Annotated in this window: 23 protein-coding genes; 12 read left to right on the forward strand and 11 right to left on the reverse strand. The window is 66.3% G+C overall.

The window, feature by feature from the left end; all coding sequences use genetic code 11:
* The first annotated feature begins 120 nt into the window (after positions 1 to 120).
* Positions 121 to 2,523, forward strand: coding sequence for a BTAD domain-containing putative transcriptional regulator (locus VN706_09585; GenBank protein ID HXT15870.1), 2,403 nt, complete (start codon positions 121 to 123; stop codon positions 2,521 to 2,523).
* Here VN706_09585 and VN706_09590 read toward each other — a convergent pair.
* From VN706_09590 to VN706_09610, 5 genes are read right to left on the reverse strand one after another with little or no spacing between them, the layout of a single operon-like run.
* The gene (locus tag VN706_09590) at positions 2,520 to 3,329 is read right to left on the reverse strand and encodes an MBL fold metallo-hydrolase (GenBank protein ID HXT15871.1); all 810 of its coding nucleotides are present in this window, start codon (positions 3,327 to 3,329) and stop codon (positions 2,520 to 2,522) included. The two genes, VN706_09585 and VN706_09590, sit on opposite strands and share 4 nt — an antisense overlap.
* The gene (locus VN706_09595; protein ID HXT15872.1) at positions 3,326 to 4,573 is read right to left on the reverse strand and encodes a putative sugar nucleotidyl transferase; all 1,248 of its coding nucleotides are present in this window, start codon (positions 4,571 to 4,573) and stop codon (positions 3,326 to 3,328) included. The genes VN706_09590 and VN706_09595 overlap by 4 nt, the downstream gene beginning before the upstream one ends.
* Positions 4,570 to 5,628 carry a sugar phosphate nucleotidyltransferase gene (locus VN706_09600; protein ID HXT15873.1) on the reverse strand — a complete coding sequence of 353 codons (1,059 nt, stop codon included), beginning with the start codon at positions 5,626 to 5,628 and terminating at the stop codon, positions 4,570 to 4,572. Before VN706_09600 ends, VN706_09595 begins: the two co-directional genes overlap by 4 nt.
* Entirely contained in the window at positions 5,625 to 6,041 is a 417-nt protein-coding gene (locus tag VN706_09605; protein ID HXT15874.1) for a response regulator, read from the reverse strand. The genes VN706_09600 and VN706_09605 overlap by 4 nt, the downstream gene beginning before the upstream one ends.
* Before the next feature lie 6 nt (positions 6,042 to 6,047).
* Entirely contained in the window at positions 6,048 to 6,401 is a 354-nt protein-coding gene (locus VN706_09610) for a roadblock/LC7 domain-containing protein (GenBank protein HXT15875.1), read from the reverse strand.
* Positions 6,402 to 6,540: 139 nt separating this feature from the next.
* On the opposite strand from VN706_09610, the gene VN706_09615 reads away from it, so the two are divergent.
* Genes VN706_09615 through gatB form a run of 7 tightly spaced genes read left to right on the forward strand, consistent with a single transcriptional unit; the run spans position 6,541 to position 15,181 of the window.
* Positions 6,541 to 7,146 carry a hypothetical protein gene (locus tag VN706_09615; GenBank protein ID HXT15876.1) on the forward strand — a complete coding sequence of 202 codons (606 nt, stop codon included), beginning with the start codon at positions 6,541 to 6,543 and terminating at the stop codon, positions 7,144 to 7,146.
* A 4-nt stretch (positions 7,147 to 7,150) separates the two neighbouring features.
* Entirely contained in the window at positions 7,151 to 8,425 is a 1,275-nt protein-coding gene (serS, locus tag VN706_09620; GenBank protein ID HXT15877.1) for a serine--tRNA ligase, read from the forward strand.
* 11 nt (positions 8,426 to 8,436) lie between these two features.
* Entirely contained in the window at positions 8,437 to 9,606 is a 1,170-nt protein-coding gene (locus tag VN706_09625) for a HAMP domain-containing sensor histidine kinase (GenBank protein ID HXT15878.1), read from the forward strand.
* 52 nt (positions 9,607 to 9,658) lie between these two features.
* Complete coding sequence (locus VN706_09630; GenBank protein HXT15879.1) at positions 9,659 to 11,998, forward strand: UvrD-helicase domain-containing protein; 2,340 nt, start codon at positions 9,659 to 9,661, stop codon at positions 11,996 to 11,998.
* Positions 11,998 to 12,309, forward strand: a complete 312-nt coding sequence (gene gatC / locus VN706_09635; protein ID HXT15880.1) for an Asp-tRNA(Asn)/Glu-tRNA(Gln) amidotransferase subunit GatC — start codon at positions 11,998 to 12,000, stop codon at positions 12,307 to 12,309. Before VN706_09630 ends, gatC begins: the two co-directional genes overlap by 1 nt.
* Positions 12,306 to 13,715 carry an Asp-tRNA(Asn)/Glu-tRNA(Gln) amidotransferase subunit GatA gene (gatA, locus tag VN706_09640; GenBank protein HXT15881.1) on the forward strand — a complete coding sequence of 470 codons (1,410 nt, stop codon included), beginning with the start codon at positions 12,306 to 12,308 and terminating at the stop codon, positions 13,713 to 13,715. Before gatC ends, gatA begins: the two co-directional genes overlap by 4 nt.
* The gene (gene gatB / locus VN706_09645) at positions 13,712 to 15,181 is read left to right on the forward strand and encodes an Asp-tRNA(Asn)/Glu-tRNA(Gln) amidotransferase subunit GatB (GenBank protein HXT15882.1); all 1,470 of its coding nucleotides are present in this window, start codon (positions 13,712 to 13,714) and stop codon (positions 15,179 to 15,181) included. The genes gatA and gatB overlap by 4 nt, the downstream gene beginning before the upstream one ends.
* Here gatB and VN706_09650 read toward each other — a convergent pair.
* From VN706_09650 to VN706_09660, 3 genes are all read right to left on the reverse strand, one after another.
* Positions 15,151 to 16,071 (reverse strand): zinc dependent phospholipase C family protein, encoded by a 921-nt coding sequence (locus VN706_09650; GenBank protein HXT15883.1) that lies wholly within the window; start codon positions 16,069 to 16,071, stop codon positions 15,151 to 15,153. The genes gatB and VN706_09650 overlap by 31 nt on opposite strands.
* 31 nt (positions 16,072 to 16,102) lie before the next feature.
* Positions 16,103 to 16,393 carry a hypothetical protein gene (locus VN706_09655; protein HXT15884.1) on the reverse strand — a complete coding sequence of 97 codons (291 nt, stop codon included), beginning with the start codon at positions 16,391 to 16,393 and terminating at the stop codon, positions 16,103 to 16,105.
* Between the two features lie 64 nt (positions 16,394 to 16,457).
* A complete protein-coding gene (locus VN706_09660) occupies positions 16,458 to 17,174 on the reverse strand; it encodes a DUF948 domain-containing protein (protein ID HXT15885.1) in 717 nt (238 codons plus the stop codon).
* A 147-nt stretch (positions 17,175 to 17,321) separates the two neighbouring features.
* On the opposite strand from VN706_09660, the gene murA reads away from it, so the two are divergent.
* Positions 17,322 to 18,713 (forward strand): UDP-N-acetylglucosamine 1-carboxyvinyltransferase, encoded by a 1,392-nt coding sequence (gene murA / locus VN706_09665; GenBank protein HXT15886.1) that lies wholly within the window; start codon positions 17,322 to 17,324, stop codon positions 18,711 to 18,713.
* A 43-nt stretch (positions 18,714 to 18,756) separates the two neighbouring features.
* Positions 18,757 to 19,506, forward strand: a complete 750-nt coding sequence (locus tag VN706_09670; GenBank protein HXT15887.1) for a polyphenol oxidase family protein — start codon at positions 18,757 to 18,759, stop codon at positions 19,504 to 19,506.
* A 20-nt stretch (positions 19,507 to 19,526) separates the two neighbouring features.
* Here the strand turns inward: VN706_09670 and VN706_09675 are convergent, their stop codons facing one another.
* Entirely contained in the window at positions 19,527 to 20,573 is a 1,047-nt protein-coding gene (locus tag VN706_09675) for a S41 family peptidase (protein ID HXT15888.1), read from the reverse strand.
* 2 nt (positions 20,574 to 20,575) lie between these two features.
* On the reverse strand, positions 20,576 to 21,430 hold the full coding sequence (locus tag VN706_09680) for a hypothetical protein (GenBank protein HXT15889.1): 855 nt from the start codon (positions 21,428 to 21,430) through the stop codon (positions 20,576 to 20,578).
* 251 nt (positions 21,431 to 21,681) lie between these two features.
* On the opposite strand from VN706_09680, the gene rimP reads away from it, so the two are divergent.
* Positions 21,682 to 22,122 carry a ribosome maturation factor RimP gene (rimP, locus tag VN706_09685; GenBank protein HXT15890.1) on the forward strand — a complete coding sequence of 147 codons (441 nt, stop codon included), beginning with the start codon at positions 21,682 to 21,684 and terminating at the stop codon, positions 22,120 to 22,122.
* A 96-nt stretch (positions 22,123 to 22,218) separates the two neighbouring features.
* Positions 22,219 to 23,556, forward strand: coding sequence for a transcription termination factor NusA (gene nusA / locus VN706_09690; GenBank protein ID HXT15891.1), 1,338 nt, complete (start codon positions 22,219 to 22,221; stop codon positions 23,554 to 23,556).
* A gap of 71 nt (positions 23,557 to 23,627) precedes the next feature.
* Here the strand turns inward: nusA and VN706_09695 are convergent, their stop codons facing one another.
* The gene (locus VN706_09695; protein ID HXT15892.1) at positions 23,628 to 23,924 is read right to left on the reverse strand and encodes a hypothetical protein; all 297 of its coding nucleotides are present in this window, start codon (positions 23,922 to 23,924) and stop codon (positions 23,628 to 23,630) included.
* Between the last annotated feature and the right edge of the window lie 50 nt (positions 23,925 to 23,974).

Below are 23,974 nucleotides of genomic sequence, written 5' to 3' on the forward strand. Positions count from 1 at the left end.
TGGCGCCGCCGCGCTTGCGGGGCATCCGTGGCACGCCGACATTACCGCAAGACCGTTGGCTACCCGTTGGCCGAGCGTTATCACGGCCGTTAACCGGTTCCGCAGCTCCCGCCGCACCCGATGATTGAGCTTCGAACGCTCGGCACGCTCTCGCTTCGCGCCGACGACGGCGAAGAGATTCGCACGATCCTCGTCCAGCCGAAGCGATTGGCCTTGCTCGCCTATCTGGCGCTCAAGGAACCGACCGGCTTCCAGCAGCGCGCGGCGCTTCTGCCGTTGTTCTGGCCGGAATCGGACGAAGCCCGAGCCCGTCTCTCGCTGCGGAGCGCCCTTCATGCGCTCCGTGCCGCGCTCGGCAATGACGTCATCGTTGGTCGTGGCGACGAGAGCGTCGGCCTCAATGAAGATCGCGTTCGGTGCGATGCGCTCGAGCTCGAGCGCGCACTGGCGGAAGGGCGCGTCGAGGATGCGCTCGCGCTCTACCGCGGCACGTTGCTCGAGGGTTTGTCGATCGCCGAGCTGCCGGCGTTCGACGAGTGGCTGGACGCACGCCGCGCTTCGCTGACGCAGCGTCTCTTCGACGCCGCGATGACGCGCGCGCGAGCGCGAGAACGAGACGGACACACGCAGGAAGCGATCGCCTTGGTACGGCGAGCCGCGGAGTTGATGCCATATGACGAGACGGCGATTCGCGGCGAGATGGCGCTATTGGCATCTCGCGGCGATCGCGCCATGGCGGTCGCGGCATTCGATCGATGGGCGGCGCGGCTCGAGCGCGAGCTCGAGGTGCATCCGTCGCCGGAGACGACGACTCTTGCGGCGCAGCTCCGATCGCGCGACGCGGCCGGATCCGCGGCGCCCGAACCCGCGACGCTCGGACCCGCGGCCGTCTCGTCGACCGTGAGGTCGGCCGAGCCGTTGCCACGCCGCCGACCACGCAACGTGCGGACGTTGGCCGGCGTCGCGGCGATCGTCGTCGTCGCCGCGGCGATGACGCCGTTCTGGATGCGCGTGCGCCGCGCGCAACCGGAGCTCGAGCCGCGCACGCCGTCGGCACGCGCCGAGTTTGCGCGCGCCGAACAGTTGGAGGCGGCCGGCGAGTATGCGGCGGCGCTCGAGACGTATCGCCGCGTCTCCGCGGACGAGCCGGACTTCGCGCGTGCGTACTACGGAATGAGCATCGCCGCGCAATGGGCGGGCCGGACGGATTCGGCGCTCGTCTATGCGCGCCGCGCCGCCGGAATGCTCGATCAGCTTCCGGCGATGGAACGCGCGTCACTTCCCGCGTGGCGCGCGTTTCTCGATGCGCGCATCGGCGATGCCGCGGACCTGTACGCGGCCGCGCTCAAACGCTACCCGGACGACGCACGCTCGTGGATGCAATTGGGCGAGCTGCGCTTCCATTGGGGGTCGGCGTTCGGCGTTCCCTCCGCGAGCGCGGCTGACGCGTTTCGGCAGGCGTTGCGGCTTCAGCCCACGAACGGCGCGGCGATCGTTCACCTCGCGCGATTGACGGGGCGCTCCGGTCAGACGGCGGCCTTCGATTCATTGGCGCTGCTCGCCGACTCCCGCGCGCTCTCCACGACCGAGCGGCTCGAGCTTCACGCGTTCCGGGCCGTGCTTCACGACAACGCGGCCGGCCGCGTGCAACTGCTCGGCGAAACGATCGCCACCGGCGCGTCCGCGGTCGTTGAACTCGCGCGGCTGATCGCGCCCGTCGATTCGGCGTTGACCCGCTCGCTCGCGCACGCGTTGACCAGCGCGTCCAATCGGATCGAGACGCGCGCGCTTGGATATGTCGTGCTCGCGCATCTCGAGATTGCCCGTGGCCGCGTCAGCGCGGCGCGCGCGTGGCTCGATTCACTCGGCGTCGACCTACCGGCGCCGGGGGCGGAGCAGCTCGGCGCGGTCGCGACGCTCCCGTGGATGACCGCCGATACCGCGTTGGCGCGAGTGGCCCTGGCGGCGATCGATCACGCGCCCCGACAGCAACAATACGTGCCGCTCCTGCGCGGTGAAGCCGGAATGCGATCGAACGAAATCCGCACCGCGCGGCGTCTCTACCTCACGGCGCTGCTCCGTGCGCAATTGGGCGACACCGCGGCGGCGGAACGCGATGCGGAGCAGCTGGAGACGCCGCCGAAGTCCGATTCGATCGAGCGAGACAATGCCCGCGAGCTGGCGTCGACCGTGCGCGCGATCTGGGCGTTCGACCGCGGCGACGCCGCGCGTGCGCTCGCGTTGATCGGCGAGCCCGGTACGCAACTCGACGCGTCGATCGGCGACTTCACCGCCTACCCGAAGGCTCGCCGGCGCTATTTGCGCGCGCAGGCGCTCGAGCGCCTTGGCCGGCCCTTGGATGCGGTCGCGTGGTATTCGACGTTTCCGGATCCGTCGTCATATGACATTGCGTATGTTGGTCCGGCGATGCTCGGCGCCGCGCGCGGTTATGCCCGGCTCGGCAATCCGACGCTGGCGGATTCGCTCACCCGCGTGGCGCGTGGGCGCTGGTCCGCGCGCTAAAACAAGGCGTACTGGACCGGCGCTTCGGCGCGCGCATCGCCTGGCGTGAACGGTCCGACGACGGCGTCCTGTTTCGCGGCGGTGACCGTGCCCCTGAATCGCGTCCGCACGAGCGCGCCGCGCATGTTCGTGAGCGCGATGTTGGGCGAATTGCAGTTCTCGCTCAGGTGCGCCAGCACGAGGTGCTGCATCTCCCGCGTCACCGCGTCGCGCGCGAACACCCCGGCGTCGCGATTCGACAAGTGCCCCGTCTTGCACGCGATCCGCTGCTGCAGCCACCGCGGATAGGGCCCGTTCCGCAGCATGTCGTCGTCGTGGTTCGATTCGAGAACTAGTATATCAAGACGCTCACAAGCGTCCGCGACGGCGCGCGACACGTGCCCCATGTCGTAGAACAGGCCGGCCCGCGCGCCCGTCGAGTGGCTCTCGACCACGAACCCCACCGACTGATTCGCGTCATGCGGGGTCGCGGTGCTCGTCACGGTCATGCGCTCGAACTCGATCGTCATTCCCGGCTCGAACAGATGCACCGGCGCCTCCGCCAACTCCGGCGCCTTGGCCGTGCCCGGCGTCGCGAACACGCCCCAACCCCATTTCTTCGCGGCGGCGCCGGCGCCCTTCACGTGATCCGAATGCTCGTGCGTGATCAGGCAGCCCTCGATCGACTCGGGAGCAATGCCGATCGTCGCCAGCCGGCCGGCCAGCGTCCGCGTGCCGAAGCCGCAGTCGATCAGAATACGGCTCCCGTCGCATTCGACGAGAATCGCATTGCCGCTGCTGCCGCTTCCGAGCATCCAAAGCTTCACGACTCGTCCGTCTCCACGGTCCACCGCCCCGCGTGCACACTCATGAGATGGCGACGGGCCCGGTCGCTCAGCTCGACATGGCGGCGCGCCATCATGCGCGCCGCGGTCTCGACGAATTTATCGGCGCGATACGTCTCGTAGGGAGGTTTGCCGCCCCACGAAAACGGCGCGACGACCTTCGGCGGCATCTGATCGAACACGTTGGCCGCCGCGCCGAGCACGCAGCCCGTCGTCAGCGTCAGTCCGATCCCGGTTTTCACATGATCGCCGAACAACGTCCCCAGAAACTGCATTCCCGTATCCCGAACGCCGCTGGGCGTCCACAACGCCACGGTACCGTACGTGTTCTTCAGATTGCTCGTCACGGTGCTCGCGCCCAGATTCACCCAGCGGCCAAGGTACGAGTGGCCGACGAATCCGTCGTGCCCCTTGTTCGAGTAGCCGAGAAAGACCGTATTGCTGAGCTCACCGCGGACCTTGCAGACGTCGCCGATTGAGCAAACGCTAATGTCCCCGCCCATGACTTGAACGTCGCGTCCGATGTAACATGGGCCGGTGATGCGCGTGAACGAACGAATGTGCGCACCGGGCTGAATGAGAATCGGGCCCGCGGTCGCATCGAGCACGACGTATGGCTCGATCACCACGTTCTCGAGCACGATGATGGGTTCGGCGCCCAGCACCGTCACATGCGTCGGAAGCGGCGGCTGCTCGAGCCACGGCCGCGACGCCACCTGGCGAATGTCTGCCGAGAGCTGGTCGGGCAGCAGGCGGACGAAATCCCAGACGTCCCACAACCAGCGGCCGTCGACGTTGCCGATCGACCCGGTGCCGACCTGCACTTCGTCGAGGGGCAGCGTGCCATCGGCGAACTGCCACACGCCGACGGGATCCTTGAGGCGCACCGCAACGAGCTCCGTGCCGTTGCGCCACAGGCTCGACGACGCGTTCATGCGACCAACCTTCGTCGGATCGCGTGGCACTGCCGGTACGAAGCGGCTGTTAACAACGATCGCGCCGGCGGGAATCGTCGTGTCCGCGGGGCGCGTTCCAGGTTCGTCGAAGTCGGCGTGGCGATCGCCCGCGATGAAGAATGCGTCGCCCTGAAGGCCGAGCGCCGCCATCCATCGCTCGCGAATGAGCGCCGTGCCCGCGCGCATCTCGGAGATCGGGCGCGTCGAGGCAAACGGCTCGAACGTGCGCGCGTGCGCGTCGTCGTAGAGGTAGAGCCGAGCCGTGCTCACGTGCGCTCCGTCACGCTGCGGGGCAGCGCTTCGATGAGCTGCTTGAGATTCAACGAACGCTCGGCGGTCGTCACGAGCACCATGCCGTTCTCGACGACGACGACGAGATCCGATACGCCGTACAGCACCACGGATTGTCCGGGCGCGTGAACGACGTTGTTCGCCGCCCCGACAGAATGGACATGGCCCTGCGTGGCGTTGCCGTGTGCGTCCGTAGGACGGACGCGGCGAAGCGCGGCCCACGTGCCAACGTCGTCCCAGCCGAAATCGCCGGGCACCACCGCGACGCGGTCGCTGCGCTCGAGCACGCCGACGTCGACGGCGATCGGCGTCACGGCGGAGAAGAAGCGCCGAATGTCGTTGGCGTGCGCATGCAGCGCCGGGGCGATCTCGGGCGTCAGGCGCCGCACTTCGTCCAGGAAATCGCCGACGCGCCACGCAAAGATTCCTGAATTCCACAAGTATCCGTCGCGGGTCATCTCGATCGCGCGCGCCATGTCCGGCTTCTCGACGAACCGCGCGACGCGCCGCGCATTGCTGTCGATCTCGTCGCCAGGTTGAATGTGGCCGAGCCCGGGATCCGGCCGATCGGGAACGACGCCCACGGTCACGAGCGCGTGATGCTGTTCGGCGACGTACGCCGCGCGCGAAAGCGCCTGTTGAAAGCGGTGATCATCGCGGATGGCCGAGTCGGCGTGAATCGAGATCATGACGGCATTCGGGCCGGCGCGGCGCGCGATCTCCTGGGCGCCCCACGCGAGCGCCGCCCCCGTTCCGCCGGCCCGCGGCTCGGCGATGAGGTTCTCGCGCGGAATGTTCGGCAACATTTGCGCGATGGTCGGCACCAACGTGGCGTTGGTGAGTATCAACACCCGTTCAGGCGGCACGACCGGACCGAGCCGCTCGACCGACTGAACGAGCAGCGGATCTTCAGTGACGAGAGGCAGGAGTTGCTTCGGACGTGACGGTGTGCTCAGCGGCCAGAAGCGAGAGCCGACTCCGCCGGCGAGAACGACGGCCCAGCGCGTCGTCGGCGATGGCGTCGACGCCGTCATGCGGAGCCGGCCGCGGATTCGTCGGGGCCAAGCCCGACGAGCTCGGCCGCGCGCGCGTACAGCTTCTTGGGGCTGAACGGCTTGGTCAGGAAGTCGTTCGCGCCAAGTCCCATGGCGCTGGTATGCTGCTGTTCCTGGCCGGCCGCGGTGAGGATGATGCAGGGCAGCTCGCGCCACCGCGCATCGTTGCGCATGGCCGCGAGGACGTCGAGACCGCTCAAGTGCGGCATCATGAGATCGAGCAAAACGAGGCGGATGTCGGATTCACGCTCGAGCACCTGGAGCGCTTCGCGGCCGTCATAGGCGAGCGTGACGCGAAACGGGCCTTGCTCGAGTTTCATTTTGATGATGCGGCCGATGTGGGGCTCGTCATCGGCGACGAGAACGTGCCAGCTCGGGTCGGGGTTGGACACGTGACGTCAAACGAGAGCGGCGATGTGTTCGCGATTTCGGCGCAGCTCGAAGAGCAGTTGGCCAATGTTCGCGCGCGGCGTGACGAGCACCAGGAGAATGGCTTCGGCGGACAAAACGGAGATGATGGCGAGCCCGTTGCGGTGTTCCAGCACCGCGGTCAGCAGCTCGCCGCGGTTGGTGGCCGAACCGAGGTCGTCCGCGGGGCCGATGATCGCGGGAATGCGGGCCGCGATATCTTCGGCCTCGAGTCCCGGTGCCAGTTGACTGTCGATCAGCAGCCCATCGCGTCCGAGCACGATGGCGGCGTCGACACCTTCACGCTGCCGAATGGCGGCAACCAGATCACGAATGCTCGGCATGTGCCGGTCCCAACTCCCCCCGCAAAAGACTTGCAAAGTCGTGGCGAAGCTAGAGATGAAGATAGTCGAAGTCAAGCGATCACAATCGCTTGAAGAATGCGTCGCCGCTCCGTATCCTTCGCCCTTGAGCTCCCCAAACATGACTCGTCCAACTCTTCGTCCGCGGCTGTCGATCTTCGCGTGCGCGGCGGCTGTTTGTGCCGTCGCCGCGTTGTCCGCTGCGGCGTGCGGCAACTTCACGGGCGTCCCCGCCTCGCTGCCCACCATCAGCGACACGGGAACCGTCTTCGCGCTCAATGGCGCGCCTCCCGGCGCTCCGACGGCCCTGCACGTGTTCAGCGGCGCGCTGACGTCGGCCGACGCCAACTTCATCTTCGACGTTGCGTTCGACATCGATCCCAGCGGCACCATCGTTGTGCTGCCGCAGCGCGCGGTCGCGAGCGGCCTGGCGGCGACGCACACGGTCTCCCTGCAAAAGGACACCGTGAACTCCTTCGACCAGTTGACGCGCGCGCCGGCGAACGGCTATCGCGCCGACACCGCGATGACGATCAAGCCGAATCAGGTGATTCTCGTGCAAAGCGCGGACGCGAACGCCTGTGGTGTGTCGCTCACCGGTACGACGATCTATGCCAAGATCGTGATCACGGCCGTCGACAAGGCTGCCCGCCAGCTCGCCGTGAAGTACACGACGGATCCGAACTGCGGCTTCCGGTCGTTCGCGACCGGCATTCCCAAGGACTGATCGCGTGCACGACGTCCGCGTGCTTCGCGAGCAGGTCGACGTGCTGCGCGAAGGGCTCGCGCGGCGCGGCGCGCTCGACACGTTGGCGCCGGTGGTCGATCGCGGCGTCGACGCCGAACGCGAGCGGCGGACGCTCATCCAGGCGGTCGAAGAACGAAAGGCGGCGCGCAACGCGAACGCGCAGGAAGTCGGCAAGCGCAAGAAGGCAAAGGAAGACGCCGACGAACTGATCGCGCGCGGCAAATCGCTCGGCGACGAGATCGCGAAGCTCGAGACGGAGCTCGCCCAGGTCGAAGCGGAACTGCAGCGCACGGTGCTGGAGATTCCGAACATCACGCTCGCGAACGTCCCCGCGGGCGGCGAAGAGAACAACGTCATCGTCAAGACGTGGCGCGAGCCGCGAACGTCCGAGGGCGTCAAGCCGCACTGGGAGATTGGCGCGCGGCTCGGCATGATCGATCTCGAACGCGCGGCGAAGGTGTCGGGTTCGGGCTTCGTGTTCTATCGAAAGTCCGGCGCACGACTCATTCGCGCACTCGTCAACTACTTCATGGACACGCATCGCGAGGAACACGGCTACGAGGAAGTCTGGCCGCCGCTCCTTGTGAATCGCGCGACGATGACCGGCACCGGCCAGCTGCCGAAGTTCGAGGACGATGCCTACGCCACGAAGGGCGACGATCTGTTCCTCATCCCGACGGCCGAAGTCCCGGTGACGAATCTTTACCGCGACGAGATTCTCGATGCGGACCAGTTGCCGATGGCGTTCGTCGCATACAGCAAATGCTTTCGCCGCGAGGCCGGTTCGGCGGGGAAGGATACGCGCGGCATTTTGCGAACGCACGAATTCGACAAGGTGGAGCTGGTGCGATACGTCACGCCCGAGACATCGGGCGAGCAGCACGAAGCGTTGACGCGCCACGCGGAGTCGATCCTCGAACGCCTCGGAATTCCGTATCGGCGGAAGCTGCTTGCCGCCGGCGACACGGGCTTCAGTTCGGCGATGACGTACGATCTCGAGGCGTGGGCGCCGGGCGTCGGCGCGTGGCTCGAGGTGTCGTCCTGCAGCAACTTCACCGACTATCAGGCGCGCCGGGCGAATATTCGCTATCGCCCCGCCAAGGGCGAGAAGCCACGCTTCGTGCATACGCTCAACGGCTCGGGACTCGCGTTCCCGCGCACGGTCGCGTGCATTCTCGAGCATTATCAGAATGCTGATGGTTCGGTGACCGTTCCCGACGTCTTGCGGCCGTATCTCGGAACCGACGTTCTCCGCTGAACGGAGGTGCTATGCGCATGATGCGCCGCGGCAAGCCGGAGCTCCTGGTTGCCACGCTCATCCTGGTGCTGCTGGGGGCGTACGTGTGGTACACCCAGCGGGTCGTCGCGGATTTGCGCGCCGATGCCGCGAATTCGATCGACATGTATCGCCGCGTGTATCGCGCGATCAACGATCCCCGGCCGGGTGTCGCCGATCAGGCGCTGTTCGACCTCTCGAACAGCATCGTGAAGCAGGGCGTGCCGTTGATCGTGACGGACCTGAGCGGCAAGGTCGCGTTTCACGCCAATCTCGTCTTCGATCGTAGCGGGAATCCGGTCACGAACGACGACCCGCGCGTGGCGCAGTACATCCCCATTCTCGAGGCGCAGCACAAGCCGATCGTCGATTCGCTCGTCGGCACGAAAGTGTACTTCGGCGATCCCGCGGTCGTGCGGGGCTTGAGAATCATTCCGGCGTTGTTCGCGATCAGCGCGGCGCTGCTCGTGCTGTTCGCGCTGTTCCTGATTCGCTCGCGAGGCGACGCTGCGCGCGAACGACTGTGGGCCGGCATGGCGCGTGAGTCCGCTCACCAGCTCGGCACGCCGCTCTCGAGTCTTTCAGGATGGATCGAGCTGCTCGAGGAGCGCGCGAACGACGATTCGTCGCAAGCCGCCGTGCGCCACATGCGCGGCGATCTGGAGCGGCTCGATCGCGTGGCGCACCGCTTCGAGCGCATCGGGCGCGAGCCCAAGTACGAGGAGATCGATGCGGCCGGTATTGTCGCGCGCATCGCGAAATACTTTCAGGCGCGCGTGCCGACGCTGGCGAACACCATCGTCATCGACTCGGCGATCGCGCCCGACCTGCACGTGGTGCACGGCGATCCCGTGCTGCTCGAGTGGGCGGTCGAGGTGCTGACGAAGAACGCGATCGATGCCTTGGCCGGGCGCGGCGGTCGCGTCTCGCTCGCCGCGGAGCGCGGGCCGGACGATGCGGTCGTCATTCGCGTCGCCGACAACGGCCCCGGCGTCCCGCGCGAGCTGCGCGCGCGGATCTTCGAGCCTGGGTTCTCCACTAAGAAAAGTGGATGGGGCATTGGCTTGTCGCTCGCCAAACGCATCGTGGAAGAGAACCACGGCGGCAAATTGATGCTGGTGCCGGCGGAGCAGGGCGCGACGTTCGAGATTATTCTACACTGATGCATATCTGCGGAATTCCGAGCGGAGGTGCGAAGCGCCGAAGTGAGGAAGCATGACCGAAGAAGAAGAACGCCTCGCCGGCCTCAACCCGGCGCAGCGCGAAGCTGTCCTGCACGTCGATGGCCCATTGCTCGTGCTCGCCGGCGCGGGATCGGGCAAGACGCGCGTGCTCACCACGCGCATCGCGCGGTTGATCGACGTCGAGGGCGTCGATCCGCGGCAGATTCTCGCCGTCACGTTTACCAACAAAGCGGCCGGCGAGATGCGCGACCGGATCGGCCGCCTGCTCGGCGCCGATCCGTCGGGGATGTGGGTCGGCACCTTCCATGCGATCGGCGCTCGGATGTTGCGCATGTCCGCGCATCTGGTCGGCCGCACGCCCGCCTTCACCATCTACGATCAGGACGACTCGCTCGGCGTCATCAAACGGTTGATGGAGCGGCACGACGTCTCGCCGAAGCAATTCACGCCGCGCGCGGTGCAGTCGGCGATCTCCGACGCCAAGAACTCGCTCGTCACCCCGCCGGAGTACGAGCGATTGGCGATGGACATGTTCGCCAAGGCGGTGGCGCCGGTGTATCGCTCGCAGGGCGAAGCGCTGCAACTCGCGAACGCCGTGGACTTCGACGACCTGCTCGTGCTGCCGGTGCGCATGTTGCAACAGCACCCCGAGCGGCTCGCCTATTACCGCGGACGATTCCGGTATATTCTAGTTGATGAATACCAGGATACTAATCGCGCGCAGTATGAGCTGATCAAACTGCTCGGCGGCGAGCACGGCAACGTCTGCGTGGTCGGCGACGACGACCAGTCGATCTATGGCTGGCGCGGGGCGGACATCCGGAACATCCTCGACTTCAACAAGGACTTCCCGAACGCGGCCATCGTCCGGCTCGAGGAGAACTACCGCTCGACGCCGCAGGTGCTGGCGCTGGCCAATCTCGTGATCAGCGCCAACACCGGCCGCATGGGCAAGACGTTGCGCGCCACGCATCCGAGTGGCGAGCCGGTCACGATCGTCCGGTGCCTCGATGAGCGCGATGAAGCCGACTTCGTCGTCGGCGAGGTCAACTCACGGCGCGCGCAATCGTCGCGATCGTTGAACGATGTCGCGGTGCTGTATCGCACCAACGCGCAGAGCCGCGCCATGGAAGAAGCGCTGCGTCGCTACGCCGTGCCGTATCGCCTCGTCGGCGCCGTCCGCTTCTACGACCGGCGCGAGATCCGCGATCTCATGGCGTATCTCAAGCTCATCGCGAACCCCGCGGACGACGAAGCACTCCGCCGCGCCGTCGGTGTACCGAAACGCGGACTTGGTGAAACCACGATCGAGAACCTCGCCGAGCAGGCGCGGCAACGCGGGTTGCCGATTTATGAAGGTGCGCAGCTCGCTGAAATAACGACCGGCATGCGTCCGGCGGCGCGGACCGCACTTGCTGAATTCGTGAAGTTGATCCAGACGCTGCGCGAGCGCGCGAGCGAGGCGGCGGTCGACGAGCTGCTCCGCGAGCTCGTCGAAGCCATTCGCTACGGCGACTATCTGCGCGCCGAAGGACCGGAATCCGCCGAGCGTCTGGACAACGTACGCGAGTTGATCACCGGCGCGGCGGAGCAGGTGGCCGACGACCTTGGCGAAGTTGGCCTGCGCCCGCTCGATCACTTCCTGCAGCGCGCGCAGCTCGTCGCCGGGGCGGACGACTTGGGGAGCGGCGCCGACGACGCCGTGACGTTGATGACGCTGCACAACGCCAAAGGGCTCGAGTTTCCCTTCGTGTTCATCACCGGCATGGAGGACGGACTGTTTCCGCTCGCCAAGGCGTTCGATGATCCCGCGCTTCTCGAGGAGGAGCGGCGATTGTTTTACGTCGGCATCACGCGCGCCGAGCGGAAGTTGTACGTCACGCACGCCGAGGAGCGGCGGCGCAACGGCGAGCTGTTGCCGTCGCGCCAGTCGAGCTTTCTCGACGGCATTCCCGACGACATGGTGGAGCGAAAGAGCACGATCAAAGTGCGCAGCTCCGGCCGGTCGGTCATGCGTGCAGGTGGAGACTGGGGCGGCTCGAGCAGTTATGGCAGCAAATTTGGCACGAGCGCGCGCTCGAGCCGCGACGCCGAAGATTTCTTCAGTCGTCCGTCGGCATCGTCGCGGCGTCCGGGACAGCCGGTCGGCGGGTTCGGCGGCGTCTCGATCTCGGTCGAGGACGAGTCGCAGGATGCACCGATGTTCGTGGTCGGTGCGCGCGTCAAGCATCGCAAGTTCGGCACGGGAACGATCGCCGAGCTGTCGGGCATCGGCCGCGACGCGAAGGTGAAGGTGGACTTCGACGACGAGGCCGTTGGTCGCAAGACGCTGGTGATCGCGCAGGCGAATCTCGAGCGCGGAGACGACTGATGGCGGTGACCATCGATGACGTCCGGCACATCGCGGCGCTCGCGCGGTTCGGACTCGGCGACGAGCGCATGCAGTCGCTCGTGGGCGAGCTGAACACCATCCTCGCGCACATGGACGTGTTGTCGCAGGTGAACACGGACGGTGTCGAGGCGATTGATGGCCTGGGCGCCGCCGCCGCCCCGTTGCGCGCGGATGCCGGACCACCGATTCCGCTCGCGCGCAGCATCGACGCCTTCGCGCCAAAGGTCGAAGGCGGATTCTTTCTCGTCCCGCGGTTGTCGACGCACGAGGATCCCGAGGCCGCGTCGTGACGTCTGGCCGATCGCGGGCTGAGGAGAGCCTGCGTCGCGCGCGCGAGGTCGGCGCGTTCGATCGGGCTGGCTTGAACATTCTGTTATACTCGGATGCTAAAGACCTCCGTGCGCAGGTCGAGCGCGTCGAGGAGCGGCGTGCGGCGGGGATGACGGATTCGCTCGCCGGCGTGCCGGTGGTGATCAAGGACAACATCGCGACGCGGACGTTGCCGACGACCTGTGCTTCGCGCATCCTCGAGGGCTACGTCAGCCCGTTCGATGCGACCGCGGTCGCGCGCCTCCGCGATGCGGGGGCGGTGATCATCGCCAAGTCGAACATGGATGAGTTTGGAATGGGCTCGTCAAATGAGAACAGCGCGTTCGGTCCGGCGCGGAATCCGCTCGATCCGGCGCGCGTGCCCGGTGGATCCTCCGGCGGGTCGGCCGCGGCCGTCGCGGCGGGGATCGTCGACATCGCGCTGGGGTCGGAGACGGGCGGGTCAGTTCGGCAGCCCGCCGCGTTGTGCGGCGTCGTCGGTGTCAAGCCGACGTACGGCCGCGTGAGCAGATTTGGCCTGGTGGCGTTCGCGTCGTCCCTCGATCACATCGGCGTCTTCGGCCGCACGGTGGACGATGCCGCGCTCGGTCTCCAAACGATCGCCGGCCACGATCCGCTCGACTCGACGTGCGCCGCCGAGCCCGTCCCCGACTATCGCGCGGCCGCGCGGGGTGCGCTGACCGGCGTCGTCATCGGCAAACCCAAGGAGTATTTCCCCGACGATCTCGATCCGCAGATCCGCGCGCGATGCGACGCGGCCCTGCACGCGCTCCGCGAGCTGGGCGCCGAAATTAGAGAAGTCTCATTGCCGCACACCGGCCTCGCGATCGAGGTGTACTACATCATCGCGCCGGCCGAAGCGTCGTCCAACCTGGCGCGCTTCGACGGCGTGCGGTATGGCGCCAGACAGGCCGCACGCGGCGGCGACGGACTGCGCGGGATGTACGAGGAAACACGCTCGCGCGGCTTCGGCCCCGAAGTCACGCGCCGCATTCTCCTGGGCACCTACGTGCTCTCGGCAGGCTACTACGACGCGTACTATCGCAAGGCGCAGCAGGTGCGCGCGCTGATCGCGCGCGATTTCGCCAAGGTGTTCGCGCGCGGCGTGCATTTGCTCTTCACACCCACGACACCGACGACCGCGTTTCCGATCGGGGCCAAGTCCGATCCGTACGAGATGTATTTGAGCGACATCTTCACGTGTACGGCGAATCTCGCCGGCGTGCCCGCGATGTCCTTGCCGATCGGGAGGGTGGACGGTCTTCCGGTCGGCGGCCAGTTCATCGCGCCACACTTCGACGAGCGGCAGATGTTCGCCGCCGCCTACGCGCTGGAGCGCGTCCTCGGCGAGGACGCGCACCGATGACCACCGCCGCGTCAGGGAAGTGGACCGACCGGTACGAGATGGTCGTCGGCCTCGAGGTGCACGTCCAGCTCAAGACGGCGACCAAGATTTTCTGTCGCTGCTCGACGGATTTCGGTGCGTCGCCCAACGCGAACACCTGCCCGGTGTGTCTCGCGCTGCCGGGGGCGCTGCCCGTGCTCAACGAGCACGCCGTGGAGCTGGCGATTCGCGCGGCCCTCGCTCTCGAGTGCACGGTGAACACGACGTCGGTGTTCGCGCGGAAGAACTATTTCTATCCCGACTTGCCGAAGGGGTATCAGATCTCGCAGTTCGACAAACCGATCGCGAGCGGCGGGTGCGTCACCATCGGCGCTCGGCGCGATGGGTCGGACGTTCGCATTGGGCTGACGCGCGCGCACATGGAGGAAGACGCCGGCAAGTCCGTTCACGACCGGTTCTCGGGGTTCACCGGCGTCGACCTCAATCGTGCCGGCGTGCCGCTGCTCGAGATCGTCAGCGAGCCCGAGATGTTCGACACGGCCCAGGTCGACGCATATTTGAAGACACTCAAGCAAATTCTCGAATACACGCGCGTCAGCGACGTCAACATGGAAGAGGGCAGTCTTCGCGTCGACGCCAATATCAGCGTCCGCGAGCGGGGCGAGACGAACCTCGGGACCAAGACCGAGCTCAAGAACTTGAACTCGTTTTCGAACGTCGTCCGCGCGCTCGAGGTCGAGTTCGCGCGGCAGTGCGCGCTGATCGACGCCGGCGGCAGAGTCGAACAACAGACGCTGTTGTGGGATGAGCACGCCGGCGACGTCCGGCCCGCGCGCTCGAAGGAAGGCAGTCACGATTACCGCTACTTTCCCGAGCCCGATCTGCCGCCGCTCATCATCTCGGGCAAACGACTCGATCACATCAGGCGACACCTGCCGGAGCTACCGGCCGCCCGGCGCGAGCGATACCGTCGCGAATACCCGGTGCTGACCGACTATGACCTCCACGTACTCACCGCCGGCCCAGCGATCGGTGAATACTTCGAGCAGGTGGCGCGGCAGAGCGACGACGGAAAGACCGCCGCCAACTGGATGATGGGCGAAGTGCTCGCGGCGCTGAAAAGCACCGGACAGTCCGTCGAGCACTTCACGGTGCGTCCCGCCGATCTCGCACAGTTGCTGAACCTCGTTCGCGACGACGTCGTGAGCCACACGGCGGCCAAGCAGATTTTCGCCACCATGGTCCGCACGGGCGATCCGCCGGCGCAGATCGCCCAACGCGATCGACTGCTCAAAATCAGCGACGAGAGCGCGCTGTCGGATTGGATCGACGAAGTGTTCGCCGAGCATCCGGACGAAGCGCGGCGGTTCGTCGGCGGCGAGAAGCGGTTACAGGGTGTGCTCGTCGGCTTCGTGATGAAGAAATCCAGCGGCAGCGCCGACCCGAAGCGGGTGAATCAGTTGCTTGCCACGCGCGTCGGAACGTAGAGCGGATCGGCGAGGTTCCGCGAAAACGGCAGCGTCGTGTCGGGCATCCCGAATACGCGATCGGCTTCTTCATGGAGCCGATGGTCGCCCACTTCACGCAGCGTCTTGCGGCGCACCTTCTTCGCCAGGCGCAGTGCTTCGTCGCCCGACGGATCGAGGCGGAACGGCTCCGAGCGATCCATGCGCTGCAGCATGTCGATGATGAAATCGTACGAGCGCGCGACGTACGCGCCGACTTCGTCATCCGGCAAATCCCAGCGGCTGTTCTCCTTCATGAGCTGGAAGATGCGCTGCCACGACTCGTTGTCGGCGACGATGACCATCCCGCGGAAGATGCGGCGGTTGGTCGACGTGCTGAAAATCGTGGGACTCAACACGCGGTCGAGCAGGCCGTCCGAGCGCGAGTGATCGAGCAGAATGAGCTCGCGCGCGCTGCGTGCGCACGCGGTGCCCAGGTGGGTCTCGAACCTGCTCTCCCAATACGAGTGTCCGAGCCCCGACGTGCTCGACGTGACCGCGAGTTGCTTCGGTACGAAGTAGTTGTGCGCCACGGAGTCTGCCGCGAGATGCGACAGGTATCCCAACCCGAACGCGCGGAGCGGATCATCGCCCGCGCCGTCGAGAATCTCCATCCCGACGTTCCATGAGTGACAGTGGCGGCCGACCGGCACGTACTTCTTCGCAATGCTCGTGTCCGCCGCGATCGACCCATACAGAAAGTCGTACGGGAATTCCTTGAGCAGCGCGGCAATCGACGGCGGCAGGAGCGCCAGCGATCGCATGACCGCTTCGCCGAGGTAGACGTGCGTACCCGGCGTCCAGGCGTGCGCGACCGCCGGCGCGACAATCAGGAACACCAGGGCGAGCGCGACGGCGCGCCGGGCTGTCACGAGCCGCCCAACGCCCGGCGCCCAACGTCCATCACAGACCGAGACGCTTGCGCTGCCGCCGAATGGAGCGACGCAAGTCCTTGAGCTCGGACTCCACCGCGTCATCGATCGCCTCACGTGCGCGGCCGAGATACTCCGACATGTGATCCGAGATCTCGTCGCGCGGAATACTGTCCCACACGTCGTGGCCGCGGCGCGCGGCCCACCGGCCGCCTTGCTTGCCCCACCGCGATGCATGCCGGCCGGCCCACTTCGCGCCTTGACCCAAGCCGCGCATGACCGGCGACACCGGACGCGACCCCGACGGGCCGCGCCGCAACATGTACGTTAACCCCGCGCCGAGCGTCGCGCCGATGAGCGCCGCGGTGAGCAGGTCGTATTCGCGATCATATCCCTCCGAGGCCGCCTCGTCCGCTCCGCGGATGGCGGGCCCGCGGCCGGACGCGCGGGACTGCTGTGAAGCCGCCTGCCGCCGGCTCCGCGGACGGTTGGGAGCTGCCGTCGTGGCCATCGTCTTCCTCCTCGCTTTCCAATTGGCTTTCGATTGCATCGGCCAGAACGGCCGGATCGAGCTCGTCTGACGCAAGGTCCATCCCACGGCGTCGGAATGCGGCCGCTCCGCCGCGAACTCCGCGGACGGCAGAGGCCGTGGACACGAACACCTGCTCCGCTTCGTCCTGCACCACCGCGAGCAACGCATTGAATTCGTTCAGGCGTTCCTCGGTCAGCGCCACGGCGTGCTGCACGCGCTCGTTGGCGGCCACGATCGTCGCATTCACCTTCTGCACGTCGGTCCGGATCGAGGTCGTGACGAAGTTGACGTTGTCGGTGATCACGCTCAAGTGATGCATGATGGGCGTGATGTCGCCCTGCATCCGGTCGAGCAGATGGCTGACCTTGCGATACACCTTCCGGAAGTGCCAGGCAACCGGAACCGCCACGACGACGAGCACGAGCAGCGCGAGTGTGATGATCGCGCTCGCGATCGTCGTGATCTGCTCGAACACCCCGTGCGCCGGCAACACCGGCTTGACCAGCAGCGTGTCGTGGGTCGCCGCGGCCGCCTGCATCAGAAATGGTCCCAGCGAAAAAAGTGAAGCCATTGCGATTCCAGGAGTGCAAGCCAAAGGCCAAGCATGCTCGGCCGCATGTGCTGCTGTGGGGACGCGTCACCGCATGCTACGCCAAGCTGGCGTACGAAGCAACCAGAATGAACCAACGGCGCGCGCTGGTCGCACGGAACGTGCGCCATGCCACGACTCCGCCATTGCTTTTCGCGCGGGGCCCCGGACATTCTTCGCTCGATTCCGACCACGACCACCAGCTACGCCTCAGCCACGCACATGAGCGCTCTGCAGTTCATCGTCCAAGGTGGACAACGCCTGTCCGGAACGATTCGCCCGTCCGGCAACAAGAACGCCGCGCTGCCCATCGTGTGCGCGGCCCTGCTCACCGAACACCCGGTGACGCTCGAGAACGTGCCGCGCATTCGCGACGTCGAGACGCTGGTCGAGCTCATCGCCACCCTGGGCGTCGACGTCGCGTGGTCGGAGCGCAACACGCTTCAGATTCATGCGAAAACCGTAAAGTCGGCGAGCCTCGACCCCAAGCTGTGCCGAAAGATTCGCGCGTCGATTCTTCTGGCCGCGCCGCTCCTCGCGCGCTGCGGCGAGATCGAGCTGCCGCCGCCGGGCGGCGACGTCATCGGCCGCCGCCGCGTCGACACGCATTTTCTGGCGCTCGAGCGCCTCGGCGCCCACTTCGAGCTCGATGAGAGCTTCCATCTCTCCACGAAAGGCCTCCGCGGCGCCGACGTCTTTCTCGATGAGCCCAGCGTCACGGCCACCGAGAACGCGATCACCGCGGCCGTTGCCGCGAGCGGCACCACCATCCTCCGCAACGCGGCCAGCGAGCCACACGTTCAGGACCTCTGCCACTTTCTCATCGCGCTCGGCGCCGACATCGACGGCGTCGGCACGAACAAGCTGACCATCGAAGGTGGACGACAGCTCGGCGGCGCGACGCATCGTATCGGCCCGGACCACATCGAGGTCGGTTCGTTTATCGGCATGGCGGCCGCCACGGGATCGGAGCTGCGCATCGCGGACGCCGGCATCGAACATCTCCGGTCGACGCTCATGGGCTTCGCGCGCCTCGGCGTCTCGTGCAAGATCGAAGGAGCGGATCTCGTCGTGCCCGCCGAGCAGGAAAAGGTCATTCAGAGCGATCTCGGCGGGCACGTGCCGAAGCTCGAGGATCAGCCGTGGCCGGCTTTCCCGGCGGACACGATGTCGATCGCGCTCGTCGCCGCGACGCAATGTACCGGGCTCATTCTGATCCACGAGAAGATGTTCGAGTCGCGCCTCTTCTTCGTCGATAAGCTGGTGGGCATGGGCGCGCGCATCGTGCTGTGCGATCCGCACCGCGCGCTCGTCTCCGGTCCGTCGCGGCTGCGCGGCAGCACCGTCGATTCACCCGACATTCGCGCCGGCATGGCGATGCTCGTCGCCGCGATGACGGCCGACGGCGAGAGCACCATCAACAACGTCGCCCAGATCGAACGCGGCTACGAGCGCATCGACGAGCGGCTGCGCGCGCTCGGTGCCAAGATCGAGCGCGTGGAAGACCGCCGGGCAAAATGAGCGTCGCATTGTCATCCTGAGCAAAGCGAAGGATCAGCTTTTTGTGACGATTCTCGAACAATCGGAAGTCATCGGCGACTTCGCGGAGTTCGGCATTCGCGCCTTCGCGACGTCGCGTGATGCCGGAACGTTCGGCGTAAATGGCGGTGAGCCGGTCAGCGAGGTGATGGGCCGATGGAACCAGCTGCGCCAGGAGCTCGCGCCAAGCAGCGCGGGAATCGCGGGAACCGCGGGGACCGCGGGAACCGCGGGCGGTGTGCGGCTCGCGAGCGCGTCACAGGTCCACGGCAATCGCGTCGTCGTCCATCATCGCGGCTGGGAGGGCTGGCTGCGCGGCGATGCCGCCGACGGCCACGTTTCGATCGAGCGCGGCACCGCGCTGGCCGTGAGCGTCGCCGACTGCGTGCCGGTCTTCGTCGCGCATCCGTCCGGCGCGATCGCCTTGCTGCATTCCGGCTGGCGAGGCACGGTGGCGCGCATCATCGAGCGCGGGATCGAAGCGCTGATTCATCGCGGACTCCCGGCCAGCGAGTTGCGAGTACACACCGGCGTCGCGATCTGCGGAGAGTGCTACGAGGTGAGCCCCGATGTTTACGGACAGCTCACCGGCAAGGTCGTCGACAAACCGGCCACCGTCGATTTGCGCGCCATCATTGCCGACCACGCGCGCGGCATGGGTGTCAGGCACATCACGTCGAGCCCATCGTGCACGCGATGCGACAACGCGCGTTTCTTCTCGCACCGTGCCGGCGATTCCGGACGCCAGCTCGGCGTCATGTTCGCCGACGAATGACCGCTCGCCGCTGATTCGAACTATTTGATGGCGGCCGAGTTGACCGCGGTCGAGGCGAGCGCGACCGCGCGCTCGAGCGCGGCATCGACGCCGCGCGTGGCATCGGCGGCCGTGGCCTTCACGACGATGTCCGGCGCCAATCCAACGCCTTCGAACGTGGCGTGGTCCGGCGTGTACTCGATCCATTCCGAGAGCTGAAAGCTCCAACCATTCGGAAGCTCTCGGGTGATCGGACCGCCCGACGCACCGCCCGTGGTATCGCCCACGACAGTTGTCGCCGGGATCGTGCGCATGGCGAGCACGAAGTCCTCTCCGCTGCTGAACACGTGGCGGTTCGTCAACACGATCACGCGGCCGGCGAAGTGCGTGCCTTTGGGCTCGATCGTTTCCGCCATGTCCGCCGTGAAGTCGGCGTGCGCGGGGCCGTTCCTGCGCCGCACGTAGCCGTACGTTCGCTTGCGGTCGGCGAAGCGGCCGGCGACGTCCGCCGCGAGCAGATAGTTGCCGCCGCCGTTGTCACGAACGTCGACGATCAGCGCGTTCGCGTTTCCTAATGCGCGAACGACGGCGTCCATGTCGCCGGCCCATCCGTCGCCCTGAAAGCTGGCGATGCGAACATACCCGACCGTCGGCGCCACGTAACCGTACACGAGCTCACCGTCGGGCGTCGAATCGGTACTCGTGACGTACCGCGCCATCGTCCGCCGTTCATCATGAAACGTCGGCGCTGCCTCGGCGTGCGAGATGTACCGCATCGTGGTGGTCGCGCCTAGCGGCGTCAGGGAGACGTGAACGTCGTGCAGCTCGCTTAGCAATTGCGACAGGACCGTGGCGAATTGCGCGTCCGTCGTCGCCGCGAGCGCGATCGGGCGGTAGTGCGCGCCCAGCGAGTCCCAGTCGATGTGCTTCAGGTCGAAGTACGAATAGTGGAGGTCGACCTGATGCCAGAGATCGTCGAAGACGGTGCCGTGGTCGGCCACGGAATTCGTGCCGACGATCGAGTCGGCGCACCCGGCGGCGAGCAGCAGCGTCAGGCCGGCGACGAACCCGCGCGAAGTCAGGCGCACGGTCAGCGCGGCCCGCGCGCGCCGAAGCGCGTGGCGAATCCAATGGACAGCGACTGCGTCGCGGCCTCGAACGGCTGCACGTCGGCAAAGCGCAGAAGCGAGAAGCGATACGCCACGAGCAGGCCGGCGCGGCGTGTCGATGCGGGCGCGAACGTGATCGAGCCATCCAGCGCACGAAGCGTGTTGAACGACACCGTCCGGATCGCCACGGGCGTGTAGTCGACTTTCGCTTCGGAGTACGGATGATCGACGAGCCCGGCGATCGGGGTGCGCACCTCGACACTGGCGACGCCCGAGCGCATCCGCTCGCGCCATACGACGTCGGGGCCGAGTGTGGCCGAAGCCATGAGGAAGTTCGCGGTGGTTTCGGTCGGCGTCGCGTAGGCGTGCTGGTTCGAGATGACGCCGCCCGCGAGCGCCAGACCGACGCTCAGAGACCGTGCGGCGTTGTCGACTCCGATTACAGTGCGCAGCACCGAGACGTGCGCGCCCGCCTCGATGACGTTCTCGCGCGCGGCACTGGCTGCCGTTCCGAGGCGATGTGTTCCGCCGGCGATGCCCGCGTCGAACGCGAAGGTGCGACTGAGCGCGCGCGCGTACGTTGCCGCGCCGTCGAAGCCCGAGCCGCCGAAGACCAGTGGCGACGCCGTCACATCGTGTTGTCGGCGTTGCGAGACGCCCACGAGCAGCGTGAGCTCAGTTGGCCGGCGCGTCACGGAGTCCGACTGCGCACGGGCAGGCGACGCAAGGGAACCGAGCATCGACAGCGCGGCCAGCGTTGCGACTGCCGGGACGCGTGCGATGCGCACCGCGACACGGCGGCGCCAGGCCGGCATCGGCTTGGCTGAATGACTCATTTGTCTGGGGCGCGGCAGGAGGAGGGAACGACGTCGGTACTTGGTCCTATGGAAAAGACGAGCGCGCGCACGCTTGGTCAATCCCGCACGTGCCCCTTCCCGCATGCACTGGAGGGCCTTACTTTACTCTTGCTACGCGACTCTTGTGGTCGCGAGTGAAATGTGGGGGAGGCTCCCCACATTTTTTTGTTCTTGGGTCTTTCTTGCTTTCGCCTCGACTCGATGTGAAGGACGCGCTGGAAGATGTTGTCGTGTCGCAGCTTGACGCGGTCGGGTACGATCTCGTGGAGCTGCGGCGTGGTGGAACGAAGAGTCGGCCGTTGCTCGAGGTTCGCATCGATCGGCGCGACGGGCAGGCGGTGAGCGTGGACGATTGTGCCACGGCGTCGCGTGCGCTCGAGGCGCGGTTGGATGGCAGCGAGCTCGTGTCGCCGCAGTATGTGTTGCAGGTCTCGTCGCCAGGCGAGCGGCCGCTGAACGGGCCGTCCGATTGGCGACGTTTCGTCGGTGAGTGGGCCAACGCGCTGGCGCCGGATCACGGCGGCCGGTTCGAAGGACGGATTGTGGCGGTCGAAGAAGAAGACGCCGGACGGGCGGTGGTGGTGCTCGAGCTGAATCAGAAGGGGAGGAAGGTCCAGCGCCGAATTCCGCTGGCTGACGTCAAGGAGGCGCGGCTCGCCTTCAAAATCTAGAAAGTCTAAAACGCGGAATTCCGGGCGTCGGTGCGAAGCGCCGTAGCGAGGAAGCATCAGGACCGCGACAAACTGCAATTCAAGAGGGATTTCTGGATGGTCAGTTCTGCAGAGATTCTCGCCGCGTTTCGCGAGGTATCGAACACCAAGCAGCTCGATCGCGCGGAACTGTACGCGTTGCTCCAGGACGGCATTCTCGCCGCCCTCGCCAAGAAATACGGGCCGAACGTCAAGGCCGAAGTCGACATCGATGACGGCAAGGGCGACATTCGCATCGTCCTCCTGCGCACGGTCGTCTCCGACGTTCAGGATCCCAGCAACGAGATCTCGATCGACGACGCCAAGGCGTTCGACGAGTCGTTCGAGATGGGCGACGTCATGGAAGAGCCGGTGGACTTCGCCGTCTTCGGCCGCGCCGCCGTGCAGGCCGCCAAACAGCGCATCATTCAACGCGTCCGTGAAGGCGAGCGCACGCGCATTCGCGACGAGTTCGCGACGCGCGTCGGCGACCTCCTCTCGGGCGAAGTGCAACAGATCGAGCGCGGCAAGCTCGTCATCATGCTCAACAAGTTTCGCGAGGCGGAAGCCATCATTCCGTATCGCGAGCAGAATCATCGCGAGCACTTTCATCAAGGCGAGCCGATTCGCGCCGTCCTGAAGCGCGTCGAAGAAACGCCCAAGGGGCCTCGCCTGATCTTCAGCCGCGGCGATCCGCTCTTCGTGAAGGCGCTGTTCAAGCTCGAGGTGCCCGAGATCCAGCAGAACATCGTGGAGATCCGGGCCGCGGCCCGCGAAGTGGGCAGCAGGACAAAAATTGCGGTCTTCTCGCGCGACGATTCGATCGATCCCGTCGGCGCATGCGTCGGGCTCAAGGGCTCGCGCGTGCAAGCCGTGGTGAACGAGCTGAACGGCGAACGAATCGACATCGTGCCGTGGTCGCCCGATCCGGAGCGCTTCGCCAAGCTGGCGCTCGCGCCGGCCAAGGTGGCGCGCGTGTTCAGCGATCCAACGTCCAAGACCATTCAGGCGGTCGTGGACGAAGACCAGCTCTCACTGGCGATCGGCCGCAACGGACAGAACGTTCGTCTCGCGTCCGAGCTCACCGGTTGGAAGATCGACCTCTACTCGAGCCGCGAGTGGCTGGAGCGCGGCGGCGAGGGTCAATTGTTTCAACCGCTGCCCGAGGAAGGTGAAGAAGTGGCCGACGTTCGCCTCTCGGACATCGGGGGCATGCCGCCGGCCACCGTGGCGGTGCTCGAGGACGCGGGTTATCGCACGCTCAACGACATCATTGACCTCGAGCGCGAGGATTTCCTCAAGCTCCCGGGCATTGCGCCGGAAGAGGCCGATCGCATCATGGCGTTGATCGATGAGCTCACGACGGATGATGGTGGTGAAGAGCAAGGCGGGGGAGAGGGTGATAGCGCGGCCTGAGAGTGGGATTCCGAGCGGAGGTGCGAAGCGCCGCAGCGGGGAACGATCACGAGGGCAGGGTACCCGAACAGTCAGAGAGTTTTCTCCTCATGGATGATCGGGTACGCCAGCACATCATGCGGTTGTTGGGCCTTGGCGTCCGATCCCGAAACGCCGTGATCGGAGTCGAGCAGGTGCGCGAAGGTGCAAAGCGAAATAAGATCGCCTACGCCGTCGTGGCGAGCGATGCATCGAGACACAGTCTGGACAAGCTCGTGCCGTTGCTCAATGCTCGGCGCGTTAGGTTTATAGAAGTCCCATCGGCTGCCGAACTCGGCGCCGCCGTAGGGCGGGAAACGACGGCTGTAGTCGGTATTGTCGACCGCCAATTGGCGGCCGGCGTTCGTGAATTGGCGGAATCGTCCCGGCAGGGATCTGA

The organism is Gemmatimonadaceae bacterium (assembly GCA_035606695.1).
Taxonomy (GTDB): Bacteria; Gemmatimonadota; Gemmatimonadetes; order Gemmatimonadales; family Gemmatimonadaceae; genus JAQBQB01.